This window comes from Olleya sp. UBA1516 (genome assembly GCF_002323495.1).
GTDB lineage: Bacteria > Bacteroidota > Bacteroidia > Flavobacteriales > Flavobacteriaceae > Olleya.
In genome coordinates this window covers 170,893-190,606 of the sequence record NZ_DCQO01000006.1, presented here as the reverse complement: position 1 = coordinate 190,606, position 19,714 = coordinate 170,893, and the positions used below count along the sequence as shown (strand labels likewise).

Genomic DNA, 19,714 nt, shown 5'->3' with positions numbered 1-19,714 from the left:
ATTATAATTTACTGTAATGTTTAACTAGTTTTAAAACACCTTCTTCTAACGACATCAAATCTCTGCCTAAAACTTTTTTCATTTTTGAAGTATCTGGACAACGTCTAGCCATATCTCCTTCTTCTAATGCTGGTAAATGAACAATATTACTTTTTGAATTGGTTAACTTAATAATGGTTTGAGCAAGTGATAAAATAGTTTGCTCTAAGTCACTACCAACATTTAAAACTTCATTAATACAAGACTTATCTGTAATTGCTTTAATACAGGTCTCAACATTGTCGTCCACATAGCAAAACGATCGTGTTTGCAAGCCATCTCCATAAATATTAATATCTTTATCTTGCAGTGCTAATTTTAAAAAACGTGGTAGTACAAAATCTTCACTTTGATTTGGACCATAAGTATTAAAAAACCTAAAAATGGTATACTCTAAGCCATATTCTTGATAGTAAGATTTAAAAAAAGCTTCGCCAACATTTTTGACTATAGCATAAGGTAATCTAGAATTTAATGGCGTCGTATTTTCATTTTGAGGGATTTCAAAAGGCTCTCCATAAACTTCTGAAGAGCTTGAATAAAACACCCGTTTTACACCAGAATTTTTTGATAACGATAGCACATTTTTAATACCCTCAATATCTTCAAGAACACTCATAGGGTTTTCTAACGTGCGCTTAACACCAACCATGGCTGCATAATGAAACACATAATCAAAATCATAACGTGCAAAAACTGGAGCAATGTCATTATAAGTATTAATATTGGCTTTAATAAATTTTACATTATCTAGTTTTGGCATTTTATTAAGGCTTCCTGTAGATAAATTGTCAACAATTATAATTGTATTTGATTTATCGCTAGCTAAATGTTTTGCTAGTGTGCTACCTACATTTCCTGCGCCTCCTGTTATTAAATATGTGGTCATCTATTAGTATATTTTTACAAATCTAAAATTATAAATACAAACTTAGTGTGTCTAAATAAGCTTTAGCTATAGTTTTCTTAGAATGATTTGCATTATAAATTTCAATATAATGATTTTGAATTTGTTTTATCTCTTGATTACTATAACTTGAATATTCTATTATCCTTTCAGATAGCATTTGACTATCTTTTACATTAAACCACATACGGTTATTATTGACAAAACGCTCTTTCATTGCACCAACTTTAGTTGATATGATTGGAATACCTAGCAATGCTGCTTCCAAAGCATTATAAGGTCCAGCTTCTTCAATGGAAGCTATAATTAGGCAATCAAATTGAGAAATGGTTTTAATCATAAAATCATAGTCTAAATGACCATAAAATTTAATATTCAAATTTTTAGCTTTCGATTTTAAATACTCTAACTCTGGTCCATCCCCAACGATATGTAATTCTAAGTTTTTGTATGCTTTTAAATTATTAAAGGCTTCTATTACGGTTATTATATCTTTATTTTTATCCAACCTAGAAGCACAATAAAACTTTCTAATAGGATTAGTTTTAGTTTTTTGAAAATTTATAATAGCTTCTTCTTTAAAGACACATTGGTCAATTACTTTGTAATTAAGATTACTTTTATTGCTAAATATTTTGGAGTTTTCTTTTGAGTGATTCAAAAATAAACTAACATGTTTTAAGTAAGAAAAATAAGTGTCTTTTAAATTAATTTTAGGAATAGTTCCTGTTGTTCTGAAAACAACTTTCTTATTATTTTCTTTGGCTGCTAAAATAATTTCTTTGGTGTAGTTAGATGTTAATTGAGCTATAATTACTATTAAATCCGATTGCTGAATTACTTTTTTTAATGATTTATTTTTTTTGCGATCAAGTCTTCTAAATTGAAGATTTGCATAATTTAATTTAATTCCTAGATAAGCTTTTATTTTATCCACAAATGACTTGTATTTTGTATAAATAACAAGACTTGGGTTGACTATATATAAATCATTATTTTTCTCAACCGTTTCAGTAGAAAATATCGAAACCTCATATTTTGCCATCAAGGCATCTGCAATAAAAGCAGCCTCAATTTCTCTACCTCCTCTAGAGTTAATCGGTCCGAGAATAGCTATTTTTTTTTTAAACTTCATTTAATTTGAACAGAAGTAACGATTTATCTTTAAATTTTCCATTCGCCTCTTTACAATTTTCATTAATTATAGTTAGCGGTTTTGGAAAATTAAAAGGAGCTTTCTCCATGTTTAATGGTCTCCATTGGCTTGAAATTTTAATATCTTTATTATCTTTTAAATCGACAAATGAGGTTACAAGCAAGTATTTTGATTTAGTTGATTTAATGTTTTCAATTGCTTTAAGTATTTGACTAAATTTTAAATGCACAAATAAATCTCTTACAATAATCAGATCTACATTTTCTAGAGTATCAAAAACGATATCGATTTCTTTAAAAGAAATATTATTTGATTTGTACTTAGAGTTATTATTCTTAATAATTAAAGGAACTATATCTCCTCCAATATAATTGATTTTACTCAAGTCAATATTTTTCATCCAATAAAAATCACCACATGGCAAATCTAAAAGACTTTTTATATTGTAATCGCTTAAAATTTGTGGTAATTTTTTTCGAATTTCTTCGGTTTGTATTAAATCTGAACCAGGTCCTGATTTAGATGGACTTTGTTTAGTATGATTAAAACCGTCATTTTTATAAATACTAGCAAATTTAAATTTATTAAACCATTTATATCTTGAAAGCAACTCTTGAAATTTATATTTTAATCTTGAGACCATTGATGCGACATTATTATATTACCATGAAACTGTTCTTTAAGTTTTTGTTTTAGACTGTACCCTTTTGAGGAAATAATTTCTATTTTTTGAAGATTTTCTAAACGCTTCACCTCATTATTAGTCATGTTAATAACATTTAAATCTAAATAATAAGTACCTAAACTTAAATTTAAACCGACTACATCACAAAGCAAATTTATTTTATCCTCTTTGGTCACTTTAAAACCGGATAAGTAAGTGGAAAAAGTTGTTATTACTTTTCCTTTTCCATTCATAATAAAAACTTCAATTTCTAAATCTATGGCTTCTCCTAATTGCTCTAGCTCTATGACTATTTCAAATGGCTCATTAAAGCCTATAGCATCAATTTTGTTTTTGTTTTTAAAAAGGTTAAACTTTACTAGTTTATATTTATCAAAAAAAACAAATTCTTCTAAATCCTGATTTTCCTTATATTCATTTAAATATGCAGACACTACTTTCTGGGTTGCGTCCGTCATTTTCACTTTTCCATTTACCAATAAAACACATCTTGATGTAAGCGTAGAGATTGCATTCATATCATGACTAACAAATAATACTGTTCTACCTTCTCCACGACTAATATCCTGCATTTTACCAATTGCTTTTTTCTGAAATTCTGAATCACCAACCGCTAAGACTTCATCAATCACTAAAATCTCTGGTTCTAAAAATGCTGCGACAGCAAAGGCTAATCGTACAGTCATACCAGAACTGTAACGTTTAACTGGAGTATCTATATAACGCTGACAACCCGAAAACTCGATAATTTCGTCAATTTTAGACGAAATTTCTTTTTTACTCATTCCTAAAATGGCACCATTTAAATACACGTTTTCACGTCCAGTCATTTCGCCATGAAAACCTGTTCCAACTTCTAATAAAGACGCTATACGTCCTTTAGTTTTAATCTCGCCTGTAGTTGGTCCTGTGACTTTAGATAAAATTTTAAGCAAAGTAGATTTACCTGCGCCATTTTTTCCTATAATTCCTAAAACCTCACCACGTTCAACTTCAAAATTAATATCCTGTAAAGCCCATACGTATTCTGACTGTCCTTTAGTACTACGATCATTACTCTCACCTACTTTTAAATAAGGATCTTCTTTCCCTCTAAGTTTGCTCCACCACCTATTTAAATCATGACTTATTGTACCTGTACCAACTAGTCCTAAACGGTATTGCTTAGAAATGTGTTCTGCCTTTAAGATAATGTCTTTTTCTTTCATATTACACAGTATCTATAAAAGACTTTTCGGTTTTATTAAATATAACTAATCCTATTAAAAACAAGATAACACTTATTGTTCCTGCATATAAAAATTGTGATATTGAAAAATCTCCAATACCCAAAGTCATATATCTAAACAATTCAATTATTGTGGTCATCGGGTTATATTCAACTAGCCAAGAATACTCTGGCACCTTTTCTTTAAAATAAGATAAAGGATACATAACTGCAGATCCATACATAAGTAATTGTACACCAAAACCTACTAAAAAGCTCAAATCGCGATATTTAGTGGTCATCGATGAAATAATCATTCCAAAACCTAAACCAAGTAAACCCATAAAAGCAATTAAAATGGGTAGTAGAACTATAGCTAACTGAGGAAATGCATTGTAAGCAGAATCTGTAAAAAGCACGAAATAAAAATAAAAACAAGCAAATACCAATAACTGAATTCCAAACTTTATAAGATTAGAAAACACAATGGACAATGGTGTAATAACTCTAGGAAAATACACCTTACCAAAAATACCTTGATTCACTTTAAAGGTATCACTCGTACCAGTTAAACAAGAACTAAAATAGTTCCAAGAGGTTATTCCTGCTAAATTAAATAAAAAGGAAGGGATCCCATTACCAGTAGGTATAGCTGCAAGGTTATTAAATATAAGTGTAAAAATTACTGAGGTAAACAAGGGTTGTATAAAATACCATAATGGCCCTAATATAGTTTGCTTGTATTGCGTGATTATATCTCGTTTTACAAATAAAAAAAGCAAATCACGATACCTCCAAATCTCTTTAAAATTAAGATCTATAAGCTTTTTTTTGGGTGAGATGGTGTATAGCCAATCTGATTTAATATGTTTACTCTCCAAATTTATTATTTTATTGCTTATTTAAATGGATTTAAAAATGCTAGAATTTTTTTAGTAAAGGATGTATTCTTCTTTTCCTCCTCATGGTAACCATTAGTATAGTTCCCATAACCGTAGCCATATCCATAACCGTAGCCATAACCGTATTTACCTTTTTGGTCATAACCATTATATAAAAAACTAATATTTTTAATTTCTCCTTTTCTATATTTATCGTTGATTAATGTTAGCATCTCTTTTTTAGAGTAGTCTTGTCTAACAACGTATAAAGATGCGTCTGCATACTCTAACAGCTCTAAAGCATCTGCTACTAATCCAATTGGAGGTGTATCTAGGATAATATAGTCATATTGCGTTTTAAGATTAGCCATTAACTCATCCATTTTTTCGCTAATCAATAATTCTGATGGGTTTGGAGGAATAGGACCAGAAGTTATAACATCTAGGTTGTTAACTTTAGTGTTTTGAATCACCTCATCCAATGTTTTTTGTCCAATAAGGTAGTTTACTGCTCCAATATCATTTTGAATATCAAAATCCCCAAATATTTTAGGTTTACGCAAATCTAATCCTACTAATACGGTTTTTTTACCGCTTAGCGCAAATACTGTAGCAATATTGATAGAACAAAAGGTTTTTCCTTCTCCACTAACAGAGGAAGTAACCATGACAGTTTTAGTACTATCAATGTCGTGCTGCTTATACATGTATTGCAAACTAGATCGAATAGCCCTAAAAGCTTCTGCTACAGCAGACTTTGGCTTACGGTGAACAGCAAGATTATTGTCTAAAACATTTTTACCAACCACACCTAGCATAGGTATAGTACTTATATTCTCTAAAGTTTGTGGATTGTGTATTTTGGTATCCAAAAACACGACTAAAAAAGCTAATAACAATGGAGGCAGGATACCACCAAACAAAGCAAACATGTATCTAGAACTTAACTTTAGATCTATAGGTTGTGCTCCTGTATTTTTTGCGGGATCAATCCATAAAATATCTGATACTGTTGCTGCTTTAATTATATCAGCTTCACCACGCTTAGACAAAAATAAATTATAGGTTTTCTCGTTTAATAAATATTGTCTTTCAATGTCCAATAAATTCTGTTGGTCCTTAGGAAGCTTATTAAATTGACCTCTTGCTGAGCCTATTTTACCATTTATACTACCTAACTCTCTCTCAATACCAATAGATGCAGAGCTAATATTTTCCAACAATACCAACTTGATACTTTCAATTTGACTATTTAAATCATCAAAAATAGAGGCTCCTGGTTTCACTGTTGATTCAAATTTGGCTTTTTGAATAGATAGTGTGTTTATTTTACTAATGTTAGCCAATATATTACCATCATCAATACCTGCGACAGAAGGAGCAGGTAAATTTGTAAAATTATTACTAGTTAGAAGATATTTTTTTAAGCTGGTATAATATGCCTTTTTACGGTTAACGTCATCACGTTGCAACTCTAAATCGGATAATTTTGAAGATAATAACTCACTTTCTTGATCTAAGTCATAAATTCCGTTTTTAGATCTATAATTGTTTAATGCATCAGCATTTCCTGTTAAAGAATCTTTTACACGACTTAATTGGCTATCAATAAAATTAATCGTATTTGTTACAAATAAGTTTTTTCTGTCTAATTGCTCTTTAGATACTACTCGAACGGTTTCATTTAGATAATCCTCAATTTTTTTAGTGTTATTATCAACCATACTAAGGTTAATTATAGCAGAGTTTCTTGGATTAGTTATGGCAAGCCCATCTCTGTACTTCGCAACTACAGCATCAAAAGCCTCCATTTTTAAAAAATAAGTTTCCCCTAACTTAGGTTGCCTATCTTTATCTAATTTAAAAAAACCTTTTAAATAGGGTAAATCAATATATTCACCTAAAATTACACGCTTAGTAATCAACCCTATTGGCACATCAACCACGTTTAATTGAAGGTCAGAATATTTTTGAGCACTAACCGATTCTGATTTAAAATCAAATTCTAACTCAATCTCATGACTATTAATAAAGGAAACCTTAACAGGTGTATTTAATAACTGATAACCAGATGAATCTGGAATAAATCTAAATGGTGCAGCTTTATAAATATCGTCTTTTCTAAACCTAGATTGTTTTAAATAAGTTATGTAAAACTGTAAATTATCCACAACCTGCTCATGCAAACTTCTAGATTGTAATGTGTTTATAACCGTTTGAACTTTACCTGAAACACCTCCATAATTAAAGGTTAAATTAGTGTTTGTAGTAAACAATGGATTTTTATCATCTTCTATGGATATCTTAGTTGATAGTCGAAAAGATTGTTGTTTTCTGATGTTTTGTTGGTAGACTATAAAAACACCAATACCAACACATATAACAAACAACTTCCAATAACTAAGCGCTTTAAATAAAAATGCTTTTATATCGAATGCTGGACTTGAGTCTAAAACATCAAATTCGTCGTTCATGTTTATCTTTTAAAGGTTTTTGGCTAAAAAGTAAGTAGACACCAAAACTGAAAATATACTAGCTATTGTAGTAAATGTTTGTGTAGCTGTCTGTCCTGCTCCCAAAGCTTTTCTTTTAAGCGGTTTAACTAATATCATATCATTAGGCTGAATATAATAATATGGCGATTTTAAAGCTGCCACATCTGTTAAATCTATATGATGTATTTTCTGTCCATTTGGATATTGCCTAATAACAAGGACATCTTTACGATCTCCAGTATCTGTAATATCTCCTGCATTAGCTAAAGCTTCAATGATATTAACACGATCCTGAAATAAGGTCAATACGCCTCCTCCACCTACTTCTCCTGTTACAGTGTAACGTAAACCAGCTAGCTTAACAGTTATAAAAATTTTAGAGACATCTTTTAAATATTTATCTAAAAGTGCTTCTTTAACCTTGTCTTCAATTTCTTCAGTAGTAAATCCTAAAACATTAACTTTATCAAGAATAGGAAATTCAATATTACCATGTAAATCAACCGTAAAACCACTAAAATATAAATTACCATTACCTGTTGTCCCTGCACTTAGCTCTGTTGGCTGAAAAATTTCCACCAACTTTTTAAGTTCGCTATCTGTAGATTTAATACTAATACTTAAAATATCATTAACCTGAACACGATAAGGAGATGCTAAAGCCTGTAATTGCAACGAGTCGTTTATAACCGTACCTTTATCTTGCAAGTAAACAACATCTTTTTGAGTAATACATGAGGTACTTACAAGTCCAAGCACTAGGACAAGATACATTACAATTTGCTTCATTTTTACAGGTTTGTTAATTCACAAATATAACCTTTAGCACTTTAAAACAAAACAACTAACAGGGTTTTTGATTTTAAATTCAAAAATTAAGCACCAACCTTAACTATTATTGTTTTTAAAACCTTTTTTTGGTTACTAGATTATTAACCAAACAACTTTTCACTTTTAAATATTCTACATTTCACTTATAATAACCATCTTTGCTAAAAATTACACGCATTGAATTATTTAACTGTAGAAAACATTGCCAAATCTTATGGCGAATTAACATTATTTGAAGGCTTATCTTTTAGCGTCCATAAAGACCAAAAGATTGCTTTTGTAGCTAAAAACGGAACAGGAAAAACCTCCATTTTAAAAATGCTTGCTGGTTTTGATGTTCCTGATACTGGTAATATTATTTACAGAAAAGATATTAAGGTTGCTTTTTTACCTCAAGAACCAATTCTAGACCCAGAATTAACCATTGAACAAACCATATTTAATGCAGACAATCCTGTTTTAGATATTATTAAAAACTACGAAAAAGCATTACTTAATCCTGAAGATGAAGATGTTTACCAAAAAGCGTTTGAGCAAATGGACAGACACAATGCTTGGGATTTTGAAACACAATACAAACAAATACTTTTTAAATTAAAATTAGACAATTTAGATCAAAAAGTTAGCGTACTGTCTGGAGGTCAAAAAAAACGTCTTAGCTTGGCTAATGCTCTAATTAATAAACCAGACTTATTAATTTTAGATGAGCCAACCAACCATTTGGATTTAGAAATGATTGAATGGTTAGAAGCTTTTTTTGCCAAAGAAAACATCACTTTATTTATGGTTACTCACGACCGCTTTTTTCTAGAGCGTGTGTGTAACGAAATTATAGAGCTTGATCATGGCGAATTATATAGCTACAAAGGAAACTACTCCTACTACCTTGAAAAAAAAGAAGAACGTATAGCTAGAGAACAAGTAGAAACTGGTAAAGCAAAACAACTTTTTAAAAAAGAATTAGTTTGGATGCGTCGTCAACCAAAAGCACGTACTACCAAATCTAAATCTAGAATTGATGACTTTACCGAAATTAAGCACAAAGCATCCCAACGCAGAAAAGATCATGTTGTCGAGTTAGAACTAAATATGGAGCGCTTAGGAAGCAAAATTGTTGAATTAGTTAAGCTATCTAAATCCTTTAAGGACAAAGTCATTTTAGACAATTTTGATTACAACTTTCAACGTGGAGAACGTGTTGGTATTATTGGTAAAAACGGAACAGGAAAATCAACATTCCTAAATATGTTAACCCAAACTACTGCTCCTGATAGCGGAAAAATATTAATTGGTGAAACCGTTAAATTTGGATATTATACCCAAGCAGGTATTACACCTAAACCAGACCAAAAAGTAATTGATGTAGTTAGAGACTTTGGAGATTACATTCCGTTAAAAAAAGGAAGACAAATTAGTGCACAACAATTATTAGAACGCTTTTTATTTGATAGAAAAAAACAATATGATTTTGTCGAAAAACTAAGTGGAGGCGAGCGTAAACGCCTATACCTTTGTACCATTTTAATACAAAATCCCAACTTTTTAATCCTTGATGAGCCTACTAACGACTTAGATATTGTAACCTTAAACGTGTTAGAAGACTTTTTATTAGATTTTCCTGGCTGTTTGATAGTCGTATCTCACGATCGCTATTTTATGGACAAAATTGTGGATCACCTATTAGTTTTTAAAGGCGAAGGTGAAGTAGAAAACTTTCCAGGAAACTACACAGATTATCGTATATACGAAGACAGTAAAGCGCCTGAAAGCGACACTGACGCAGAAGATAAAAAAGAAAAGAAAAATTGGAAAAAAGATAGCAGCAAAGCAGCTCTATCTTACAACGAACAGAAAGAATACAAAAACTTAGAAAGTAAAATAAAATCTCTAGAATTTGATAAAAAAGAGATTGAACAAAAATTTTTAAATCCAGATTTATCTCAAGATCAAATCACAGAATTGTCTGCTAAAATTCAAAAAATCATAGATAGCATTGAAGAAAAAGAAATGCGTTGGTTAGAATTATCAGAAAAAATGGAAGGATAAAATTAGACAGAAAAAGAACAATTAGTACTAAAACAAAATAAAGCATAAAGGCCTACTGCCAAAATCAATTCACAGAATTGAACATTGAAATACAGAAATAATGAATGAAGCTTCAAAGCGCAACTTTAAGCACGTAATTCCTAGAGTGAATGCTACTTTAGTAATTCCCTCATTTCAATATGATTTTTCGGATTGGTTTACCCTAAGCGTAATCGAAGGGTTTGTTTCAAGGCAAAGTGAACAGAAAGAATTTGTCACGATCTAAAAAGCCTTTCAAGAATAAACATTTGATCTTTAAAAAAGAAAAATAATAGCAAATAGCTATCAGATGAGTAAGACTTACCAAATACAATCCTACTTTAATTTTTTAAAACGCTCCACTAATCAACATGGTGTGCACTCCCCTTTTGTTTATGATTTAGTTACCAAGTGTTTTTACGACAAAAAAAAGCACGATGCTTACCTAGATATTAAATCCTACAGAAAAAAGCTTATAAACAACACAGTCAGCATTAACGTCACTGACTTAGGCTCTGGCAGTCAAGTGTTTCAAAACAATAAAAGATCCATTTCTAAAATGGCTAAAGTGGCTGGATCAAATTATAAAGAAGCCAAACTACTATTTCGATTAACCAATTATTTTAAAAGTAATACTGTTTTAGAGCTTGGTACTTCCCTAGGTATTGCGACTCAAGCTTTAGCTTTGGGAAATCCAAAAGCAATAATTACAACCGTTGAAGGCTGTCCTAATATTTCGGCTGTAGCCGAAACCCAATTTAAAAATTTCGACTTAAAAAACATTTCAATAAAAACAGGTGATTTTGCTCAGGTTATTGCTAATTTAAATTCGCAAACCTTAGACTTAATTTATTGTGATGGCAATCATACCAAGCAGGCTACATTGCAGTATTTTGAAATACTACTACCTAAAACGCACAACGACACAGTACTTATTTTAGATGACATTTACTGGTCAAAAGAAATGACTGACGCTTGGGAAATTATAAAAAACCACCCTCAAGTAACCGTAACTATTGATACCTATAAATTTGGTTTTGTGTTTTTTAGAAAAGAACAAGCTAAAGAGCATTTTACCATTAGACTTTAAATTAATTATTAGTCGCGTCGCTTAGTTTTTAACTTTCTACTTTTAAACTTTTCCTTAACTTTACAATTATGAAAATATATACAAAAACAGGAGACAAAGGTACTACTGCTTTATTTGGAGGCACGCGTGTCCCGAAACATCATATTAGGATTGATAGCTATGGTACTGTTGACGAGCTAAACTCTTACATAGGTTTAATTAGAGACCAAGAGATTAATCAACTATATAAAGACATTTTAATTGACATACAGAATAAGTTATTTACTGTAGGTGCAATATTGGCTACAGATCCTGAAAAAGCGATTCTTAAAAACGGAAAAGAACGCTTAAACATTAATAAAATTTCTGATGAAGATATTATCTTGTTAGAACAAGAAATGGATATTATGAACCAGGACTTACCACCAATGACACATTTTGTGCTTCCTGGCGGTCATCAAACTGTGTCATTCTGTCACATAGCCAGAACCGTTTGCAGACGTGCAGAGCGCTTAGCATCAGCACTTAACGATTTAGAGCCTTTTGAAGCCAATGCGTTAACGTATTTAAACCGTCTTTCTGACTATCTTTTTGTATTGGCACGAAAGTTGTCTCATGACTTACAAGCAGACGAAGTAAAGTGGATACCTGAAAAAAAGTAATCCACGTTATAAAGCGCTGTGATTAGTAACACTGCAAAATACTTTAGTATCAAGTAGTTTCAGTTTAGAAGACGTTCTTTTTTTTAATGAAAAAATAATTCACTTTTTTCTTGACTATTTAAACTAAAAATTTATTTTTGCAAAAATTAAAACCGCATAAGAAATGTATTGGACATTAGAATTAGCATCTTATTTAAGTGATGCACCTTGGCCAGCAACTAAAGATGAGCTTATTGACTACGCTATTAGAACAGGCGCACCTTTAGAAGTTGTAGAAAATTTACAATCAATAGAAGATGAAGGTGATTCATACGATTCTATAGAAGAAATTTGGCCAGATTATCCAACTGACGAAGATTACCTCTGGAATGAGGACGAGTATTAATAACACACAAATAGTATCAAAAAAGTCTCAATTAGAGACTTTTTTTGTGCTTTTTAATATAGCTAAACGCAGCTAAAAACGTATATTTAAGCCCTTTTTAAAAGCGCACAAAACATAAAGTACTGTTATTCTTTGTAATGCAAAGAATAGCATCTCTAATAAAACACAAAAACTATGAGTTTTTTAAATTCCGTACTAAAAGTATTTGTTGGTGACAAGTCTAAACAAGACGTTAAAGCCATCACACCAATAGTAGACAAAATTAAAACCTTTGAAAAGGCTATGATAGCCTTGTCTCACGACCAATTAAGAGCTAAAACTGACGAGTTTAAAGCCATAATAGCAGAAGCGCGTCAACCGTTTTACTCTAAAATTGAAGCACTACAAGCTGAGGCTGAAGCAACAGAAGACATAGACAAACGTGAAGATATTTATCAAGAAATTGATAAAATTAAAGAAGAATCTTATACTGCTACAGAGGATACGTTAAACAAAATATTACCAGAAGCCTTTGCTGTTGTTAAAGAAACTGCTAGACGTTTTAAAGACAATACAACTATAACCGTTACTGCTAACGAGTTTGACAGAAGCCTTTCTGGAGATAAAGACTTTGTTACTTTAGATGGTGACAAAGCCACTTGGGCAAACTCATGGGATGCTGCTGGTAAAGCCATTACTTGGGACATGGTACATTATGACGTCCAATTAATTGGTGGTATTGCAATGCACCAAGGTAAAATTGCAGAAATGCAAACAGGAGAAGGTAAAACTTTAGTGGCAACATTGCCTGTATATTTAAATGCCTTAGCTGGTAAAGGTGTACACTTAGTAACAGTAAATGACTACTTAGCTAAGCGTGATAGTGCTTGGATGGCTCCAATATTTAACTTTCATGGGTTAAGTATTGACTGTATTGATTATCACCAACCTAATAGTGATGCAAGACGCAAAGCATACAACGCAGACATTACTTATGGTACCAATAACGAGTTTGGTTTTGATTATCTACGTGATAACATGGCACATGCTACTGGAGACTTAGTACAACGTCCACACCACTATGCAATTGTCGATGAGGTGGATTCTGTATTAATTGATGATGCACGTACACCATTAATTATTTCTGGACCAATCCCTAAAGGTGATGAGCATGAGTTTACAGAGCTTAAACCTAAAGTTGATGACATCGTTAATATCCAACGTAAATATTTAACTCAGGTTTTAGTTGAAGCTAAAAAATTAATAGCAGAAGGAGATACAAAAGAAGGTGGATTAAAATTATTAAGAGTTTACAGAGGTATTCCTAAAAACAAAGCATTAATAAAGTTTTTAAGTGAAGAAGGTGTAAAACAAATTCTTCAAAAAACTGAAAACTATTACATCCAAGATAACAATCGCGAGATGCCAAAGGTTGACGCAGAATTGTACTATGTAATAGAAGAAAAAAATAATCAAATTGAATTAACAGATAAAGGGGTTGAGTACCTTTCTGGAAAAGACAATCCTGACTTTTTTGTCATGCCAGAAATTGGTATTGAAATGGCTAAAATCGAAGCAAAAGGGTTATCTACTGAAGAAGAAGCTGAAGCGAAAGAAGATTTATTCCGTGACTTCGGAATCAAATCAGAACGTATCCACACGCTTAATCAATTATTAAAAGCGTATGCTTTATTTGAAAAAGACACACAATACGTGGTCATGGACAATAAAGTAATGATTGTGGATGAGCAAACTGGTCGTATTATGGATGGTCGTCGTTATAGCGATGGACTACACCAAGCTATTGAAGCTAAAGAAAACGTAAAAATTGAAGATGCTACGCAAACTTTTGCAACAGTAACCCTTCAAAATTACTTCAGAATGTACAAAAAACTGTCAGGTATGACAGGTACTGCTGTTACTGAAGCTGGTGAATTCTGGGAGATATACAAATTAGATGTTGTCGAAATTCCAACAAACAGACCAATTGCTAGAGATGACAGACAAGATTTAGTCTACAAAACTAAACGTGAAAAATACAATGCAGTTATTGATGATGTTACAAAACTATCTGAAGCAGGACGTCCTGTTTTAATTGGTACAACATCTGTAGAGATAAGTGAGTTGCTAGGAAAAATGCTAAGCATTAGAAAAATACCTCACAACGTATTAAATGCAAAACAACATAAAAAAGAAGCTGAAATAGTTGATCAAGCTGGTAAATCTGGACAAGTAACTATTGCAACAAACATGGCTGGTCGTGGTACAGATATTAAATTATCTGACGAAGTAAAAGCAGCTGGTGGACTTGCAATTGTAGGTACAGAACGTCATGATTCACGTCGTGTAGACAGACAGTTGCGTGGTCGTGCTGGACGTCAAGGAGATCCAGGAAGTTCACAATTTTACGTATCGCTAGAAGACAACTTAATGCGTCTTTTTGGATCAGAGCGTATCGCTAAGATGATGGATAGAATGGGATTACAAGAAGGTGAAGTGATTCAACATTCTATGATTTCTAAGTCTATTGAGCGTGCACAGAAAAAAGTAGAAGAAAACCAATTTGGAGTACGTAAGCGTTTACTAGAGTATGATGATGTAATGAATTCGCAACGTGAGGTCGTTTATAAACGTCGTTACAATGCCTTGTTTGGAGAGCGTCTACGTGTAGATTTAGCAAATATGATTTATGATACCTCTGAAGGTATTGCAGAATCTAACAAAGCTGCGAATGACTTTAAGAATTTTGAATTTGAATTAATCAGATTCTTCTCAATGTCATCTCCAATTACTGAGGCCGAATTTAATAAAATGTCAGCTTTAGATATAGCGCAAACCATTTATAAAGCTGGTTTTACACATTATAAAGAAAAAATGGAACGCAATGCAGATATTGCCTTTCCAATTATTGAAAATGTGTACGAAAACCAACGTGATAAATACAAACGTATCGTAGTACCTTTTACAGATGGTGTTAAAAACTTGCAAGTTGTAACCGACTTAGAAAAAGCTTACCAAACTAAAGGAAAACAGTTAGTAACAGACTTTGAGAAAAACATATCGTTAGCCATTATTGATGATGCTTGGAAAACACATTTACGTAAAATGGACGAGCTTAAACAGTCTGTACAATTAGCAGTGCATGAGCAAAAAGACCCTTTATTAATTTATAAATTTGAAGCTTTTGAATTATTTAAAAGCATGATTGACCAAGTTAATAAAGAAGTGATTTCTTTCTTATTTAAAGGAGAATTACCTACTGAAACTACTAATGCCATTAGCGAAGCTAGAGAAGTACGTAAAAAAGAAAATCTTCAAACTCAAAAAGAAGAAATCCCTAATTTAGATGAACGTTCTGCACAAAACAGAGCTGCAGGAAATACACAACCGCAACAACAAGTTGTAGAGACTATTGTTAGAGATCAACCTAAGATTGGTCGTAATGACAAAGTAACTATAAAGCATGTTATGTCGGGAGAAAATAAAACGGTCAAGTTTAAACAAGCTGAACCATTAATCGCAAAAGGCGAATGGGTTATTGTTAATGATTAAACTAAACAAACATTAAATTAAAAAAATCCTAAAGTTTATGCTTTAGGATTTTTTTGTATTTTTAATTAATAATAGCTTCCTTTTTAGGATCAAAATTTAAGACTATGCTTAAAAATATATTAGCAACAATTTTAGGTTTTATTACTGCAGCAGTTGTAGTATATTTAATAGAAACGGTAATTGGTCACACGGTTTTTCCATTACCAGGACAAATTGATCCAAACGACATAGCCTCTATAAAAGCGAATATGCATCTTATTCCAATAGGCTCAAAAGTGTTTGTTGTAATTGCACATTTTACAGGTATAATCTCAGGAATGACAATTGCAGGAATGGTATCAAAAACTAGCATGATTCCCGCTTACATTGTTGGTGCTTTAATGGTTACTGCAACAGCAGCAACCATTGTTATGTTACCAAAAGCGCTGTGGTTTTCGTTAAGTGATGGTTTATTAGCAATTGCTGCTTTCTTTTTTGGAAAGTCATTAGCTTCTAGATATGTTTTTGGAGCTTTAGTCTAAACTCAAACCAATTTAAAACAATCAATTACTACCTAAGAAAACTTAGCATTTAATGCCTGAACAATAGACTCTAACTTTTCATTTTTAGCTTTTTTATCTAAAAAAACAGGAGCTACTTCCCTAACCTTACAATCCATTATAGCGCAACGCTCACAAGTTACACCTACGTTTTTAGATTCAATTTTAGGGTCATTTAAAAAATTAAGTTTACGTTGCAGCTGTTTATTAATTAGCAGTCCTACACTAATGCTTCTATATTGATTCTCTCTAAATGGATCTTTAGTAGCTGAAGACCATACTAAATACTTCATACCATCATTTTCATAGTTAGAGATCTGCATGTCAAAAACATGCTCTAACTTACTATTACTAATATCTTTTAGCATTTTTAATGACACCCAACGTCTACAATAATGCTCATTGGTTTCATTAGCATGAGGTGATTGTTGATGCGATAAATGCAATTCTTTTTTAAGATAAAAACGCTCACTATTTGCTCTATGCGTAAACCTTAAAAAAAACAAATTCTGGATATTATATGCTTTAGGCAAAATATTAGTTAAACGTTGATAAAAAGATTCTGGAGAAGCATTATAAGCTTCAATAGCATTTAAAAACAAGTCTGTATCAAAAGTATCTTTTTCAAAGATTTTATTTAACTGCGTCTTAATTTTTTCGCTAGGTATAATTAAAGCGCCTGCAAAATAAGAAGCATAAAAATTATTTAATACCTGATCAAAGGTGTCAAATTTTATCCATGGAAAAGTAAATAAACGCTCTTTTATTTCTAAAAAATTATACGCTAACTCTTTAGCGTATATAAAGGTTCTTTGCGCTTCATCTATCTCATTAGCTAATAATAGTGTTTTAGTTTTGGGCACAAACATGGATCGTAAATTACCCAAAGCTTCATACTTACTAAGCTCATTAACTTCTATAGTATAACCATATTCTTCAACTAAAACTTCCTCCAAGTCTTGAGATGTTATGATTTCATTTAAATCAATGTGATACGCTTTAGCAAATTTTAAAACACCCTGCTCTAAATCTTCAAAATAATTATTATTCGCCTCCTGAAAAGAGCGTACAGAAGCTAAATAAAAACTTTCACGACTAAAATTATAATTCTGTGCTATTTCTATAATTGTACTAATAAAAGCATTCACTTTTGCTGGTGCATTAGCTACAATATCGATTAGATTACTTTCTTTAATACCAAATAGCTCTAACGGAATTTCTTTCAAAATTTTAGACTGTAAAATATCACCAATTGGTGCTAAATTTTTATCCAATTTTAAAGACACCATTTGGTCGTATGGCACATCCAACTTTTCTGATAATATTGCAATTTTATCTGGTTTGGGATATTTTTTACCATTCTCAATTTCGTTTAAATACGATTTTGACAAACCAGAAAGTTTAGACAAACCTAATAAGGATAAATTCTTATCAGTCCTTATCTGCTTTAGCTTAAGCCCAAAAATTAATTTAATGTAATCTTCTTCCATAATAACAAATATACTCTTTTTTGCGAATATTCAATTTTGGCGAAAAAACATTTTTAGCGAACGTTCGCTTGTTTTTTAAAAATCTTTGTTTTAATATTGTCATATAAAATCATAACATCATGGAAGACACACTTTTAAAACAACCTAAAATTTCGTTCTCAGAAAACGTGACTAATTACTATCCTGAGATTTTAACTGATGAAGCTTTACTATTTTTATCCGAATTGCATAAAAATTTTAATTCCAAACGATTAGAATTATTAAATAATCGTGTTAGTCAACAGCAATATTTTGATAAAGGACATTTTCCTAAATTCCCTGAAGAAACAAAAACGATTAGAGATGGACAATGGACTGCTGGCTCTATTCCGCATGATTTACAAGATAGACGAGTAGAAATTACAGGTCCAGTTAACCGTAAAATGATAATTAATGCACTAAACTCTGGTGCTAACACATTTATGGCAGATTTAGAGGACAGCAATGCGCCTACTTGGTCAAACACAATCCAAGGTCAACAAAATTTAATAGATGCAAACAATAAAACAATTTCATTAATAGATTTAAAAAAGGACAAAACATACAAACTAAAGTCCAAAACAGCTGTTTTATTGGTACGTCCTAGAGGTTTGCATTTAAATGAGAGCCATATAATATTTAACAATCAAGAGGCTTCTGGTAGTCTAATAGATTTTGGTTTATACGTGTTTCATAACACCAAAACACGTCTTAAAAACAATACTGCACCTTACTTTTACCTACCTAAATTAGAGCATTATTTAGAGGCTAGATGGTGGAACGACGTTTTTATGTTTGCACAAGATTACTTAAATGTACCAAACGGAACATTTAAAGCAACCGTTTTAGTAGAGACTATTACTGCTAGTTTTCAGCTTGACGAAATCATATACGAACTAAAAGACCACATAGTAGGTTTAAATTGTGGACGATGGGATTACATATTTTCTTATATCAAAAAATTTAGAAACCATCCTAATTTTGTAGTGCCAAATCGTGATCAGGTTACTATGACAACACCATTTATGGATGCCTATTCCAAATTAGTAATACAACGCTGTCATAAAAGAGGCATTTTAGCTATTGGCGGAATGGCAGCACAAATACCTATTAAAAACGACGAATATGCAAATATTGCTGCTTTAGAAAAAGTTAGAAAAGACAAAGAACGTGAAGTTAAAAATGGTCACGATGGGACTTGGGTAGCGCATCCTGCTTTAGTAAATATAGCTTTATCAGAATTTAATAAACACATGCCTACACCAAATCAATTACACGTAAAGCGCGATGATGTTGTTATTACAGAAAAAGATTTAGTCGAAATACCAAAAGGAACCGTAACCGAAGCTGGCATTAGAAAAAACATTAATGTAGGTATTTTATACACCGAAGCTTGGCTGAGAGGTCATGGAGCTGTTGCGCTTTATAATTTAATGGAAGATGCTGCTACTGCAGAAATCTCTAGAACACAAGTTTGGCAATGGTTAAAAAATGAAGTAACCCTAGAAGATGGACAAAAGTTTACTACACAATTATATACCGAATTATTTAATGATGAAGTTGAAAAAATTGTAACCGAATATGGCGAATCCGAAATTAAAAATACCAAGTTTGAGCTTGCGATAGAGCTGTTTAACACGTTGGTTACTTCAAAGCAATTTGAAGAATTTTTAACAATTCCCGCTTACCAATATCTATAAAAAAACAATCCTGCGATTGCGGCAACAATCAACAGGATCTAATTATTAATAATAA

Annotated in this window: 15 protein-coding genes; 7 read left to right on the top strand and 8 right to left on the bottom strand. The window is 31.6% G+C overall.

The features are described 5' to 3' along the window. Position 1: 1 nt before the first annotated feature. The 7 genes from B2989_RS03225 to B2989_RS03195 are packed head-to-tail and all read right to left on the bottom strand — an operon-like array spanning position 2 to position 8,159. Complete coding sequence (locus B2989_RS03225; RefSeq protein WP_292944059.1) at positions 2 to 928, bottom strand: NAD-dependent epimerase/dehydratase family protein; 927 nt, start codon at positions 926 to 928, stop codon at positions 2 to 4. A 28-nt stretch (positions 929 to 956) separates the two neighbouring features. Continuing rightward, complete coding sequence (locus B2989_RS03220; protein ID WP_292944057.1) at positions 957 to 2,081, bottom strand: glycosyltransferase; 1,125 nt, start codon at positions 2,079 to 2,081, stop codon at positions 957 to 959. Continuing rightward, entirely contained in the window at positions 2,071 to 2,745 is a 675-nt protein-coding gene (locus tag B2989_RS03215) for a hypothetical protein (RefSeq protein WP_292944055.1), read from the bottom strand. Before B2989_RS03215 ends, B2989_RS03220 begins: the two co-directional genes overlap by 11 nt. Continuing rightward, complete coding sequence (locus B2989_RS03210; protein WP_292944053.1) at positions 2,730 to 3,995, bottom strand: polysaccharide ABC transporter ATP-binding protein; 1,266 nt, start codon at positions 3,993 to 3,995, stop codon at positions 2,730 to 2,732. Before B2989_RS03210 ends, B2989_RS03215 begins: the two co-directional genes overlap by 16 nt. A 1-nt stretch (position 3,996) precedes the next feature. Continuing rightward, entirely contained in the window at positions 3,997 to 4,875 is an 879-nt protein-coding gene (locus B2989_RS03205) for an ABC transporter permease (protein ID WP_292944051.1), read from the bottom strand. A gap of 17 nt (positions 4,876 to 4,892) precedes the next feature. Further along, positions 4,893 to 7,349, bottom strand: coding sequence for an exopolysaccharide transport family protein (locus B2989_RS03200; RefSeq protein WP_292944049.1), 2,457 nt, complete (start codon positions 7,347 to 7,349; stop codon positions 4,893 to 4,895). A 9-nt stretch (positions 7,350 to 7,358) separates the two neighbouring features. After that, a complete protein-coding gene (locus B2989_RS03195) occupies positions 7,359 to 8,159 on the bottom strand; it encodes a polysaccharide biosynthesis/export family protein (RefSeq protein WP_292944047.1) in 801 nt (266 codons plus the stop codon). 219 nt (positions 8,160 to 8,378) lie between these two features. Here B2989_RS03195 and B2989_RS03190 point away from each other — a divergent pair, with 219 nt between their 5' ends. The 6 genes from B2989_RS03190 (at position 8,379) to B2989_RS03165 (ending at position 16,433) form a co-directional block, all read left to right on the top strand. Beyond that, entirely contained in the window at positions 8,379 to 10,247 is a 1,869-nt protein-coding gene (locus tag B2989_RS03190; RefSeq protein ID WP_292944045.1) for an ABC-F family ATP-binding cassette domain-containing protein, read from the top strand. A gap of 328 nt (positions 10,248 to 10,575) precedes the next feature. Beyond that, positions 10,576 to 11,355, top strand: a complete 780-nt coding sequence (locus B2989_RS03185; protein WP_292944043.1) for an O-methyltransferase — start codon at positions 10,576 to 10,578, stop codon at positions 11,353 to 11,355. Between the two features lie 68 nt (positions 11,356 to 11,423). Beyond that, complete coding sequence (locus B2989_RS03180; RefSeq protein ID WP_292944040.1) at positions 11,424 to 11,996, top strand: cob(I)yrinic acid a,c-diamide adenosyltransferase; 573 nt, start codon at positions 11,424 to 11,426, stop codon at positions 11,994 to 11,996. 163 nt (positions 11,997 to 12,159) lie between these two features. Beyond that, positions 12,160 to 12,381 (top strand): DUF2795 domain-containing protein, encoded by a 222-nt coding sequence (locus B2989_RS03175; protein ID WP_006989959.1) that lies wholly within the window; start codon positions 12,160 to 12,162, stop codon positions 12,379 to 12,381. A 174-nt stretch (positions 12,382 to 12,555) separates the two neighbouring features. Further along, positions 12,556 to 15,912 carry a preprotein translocase subunit SecA gene (gene secA, locus B2989_RS03170; protein ID WP_292943996.1) on the top strand — a complete coding sequence of 1,119 codons (3,357 nt, stop codon included), beginning with the start codon at positions 12,556 to 12,558 and terminating at the stop codon, positions 15,910 to 15,912. 104 nt (positions 15,913 to 16,016) lie between these two features. Next, the gene (locus B2989_RS03165; protein WP_292943994.1) at positions 16,017 to 16,433 is read left to right on the top strand and encodes a hypothetical protein; all 417 of its coding nucleotides are present in this window, start codon (positions 16,017 to 16,019) and stop codon (positions 16,431 to 16,433) included. 32 nt (positions 16,434 to 16,465) lie between these two features. Here the strand turns inward: B2989_RS03165 and B2989_RS03160 are convergent, their stop codons facing one another. Next, positions 16,466 to 17,941: a helix-turn-helix domain-containing protein gene (locus tag B2989_RS03160; protein WP_292943992.1), complete on the bottom strand. Its 1,476-nt coding sequence runs from the start codon at positions 17,939 to 17,941 to the stop codon at positions 16,466 to 16,468. A 119-nt stretch (positions 17,942 to 18,060) separates the two neighbouring features. Here B2989_RS03160 and aceB point away from each other — a divergent pair, with 119 nt between their 5' ends. Beyond that, complete coding sequence (gene aceB / locus B2989_RS03155) at positions 18,061 to 19,659, top strand: malate synthase A (protein WP_292943990.1); 1,599 nt, start codon at positions 18,061 to 18,063, stop codon at positions 19,657 to 19,659. The last annotated feature ends 55 nt before the right edge of the window (positions 19,660 to 19,714 follow it).

Coding starts and splice junctions, on each gene's coding strand:
- B2989_RS03225 (WP_292944059.1), bottom strand. CDS start 928: ATGACCACATATTTAATAACAGGAGGCGCAGGAAATGTAGGTAGCACA.
- B2989_RS03220 (WP_292944057.1), bottom strand. CDS start 2,081: ATGAAGTTTAAAAAAAAAATAGCTATTCTCGGACCGATTAACTCTAGA.
- B2989_RS03215 (WP_292944055.1), bottom strand. CDS start 2,745: ATGGTCTCAAGATTAAAATATAAATTTCAAGAGTTGCTTTCAAGATAT.
- B2989_RS03210 (WP_292944053.1), bottom strand. CDS start 3,995: ATGAAAGAAAAAGACATTATCTTAAAGGCAGAACACATTTCTAAGCAA.
- B2989_RS03200 (WP_292944049.1), bottom strand. CDS start 7,349: ATGAACGACGAATTTGATGTTTTAGACTCAAGTCCAGCATTCGATATA.
- B2989_RS03195 (WP_292944047.1), bottom strand. CDS start 8,159: ATGAAGCAAATTGTAATGTATCTTGTCCTAGTGCTTGGACTTGTAAGT.
- B2989_RS03185 (WP_292944043.1), top strand. CDS start 10,576: ATGAGTAAGACTTACCAAATACAATCCTACTTTAATTTTTTAAAACGC.
- B2989_RS03180 (WP_292944040.1), top strand. CDS start 11,424: ATGAAAATATATACAAAAACAGGAGACAAAGGTACTACTGCTTTATTT.
- B2989_RS03175 (WP_006989959.1), top strand. CDS start 12,160: ATGTATTGGACATTAGAATTAGCATCTTATTTAAGTGATGCACCTTGG.
- secA (WP_292943996.1), top strand. CDS start 12,556: ATGAGTTTTTTAAATTCCGTACTAAAAGTATTTGTTGGTGACAAGTCT.
- B2989_RS03165 (WP_292943994.1), top strand. CDS start 16,017: ATGCTTAAAAATATATTAGCAACAATTTTAGGTTTTATTACTGCAGCA.
- B2989_RS03160 (WP_292943992.1), bottom strand. CDS start 17,941: ATGGAAGAAGATTACATTAAATTAATTTTTGGGCTTAAGCTAAAGCAG.
- aceB (WP_292943990.1), top strand. CDS start 18,061: ATGGAAGACACACTTTTAAAACAACCTAAAATTTCGTTCTCAGAAAAC.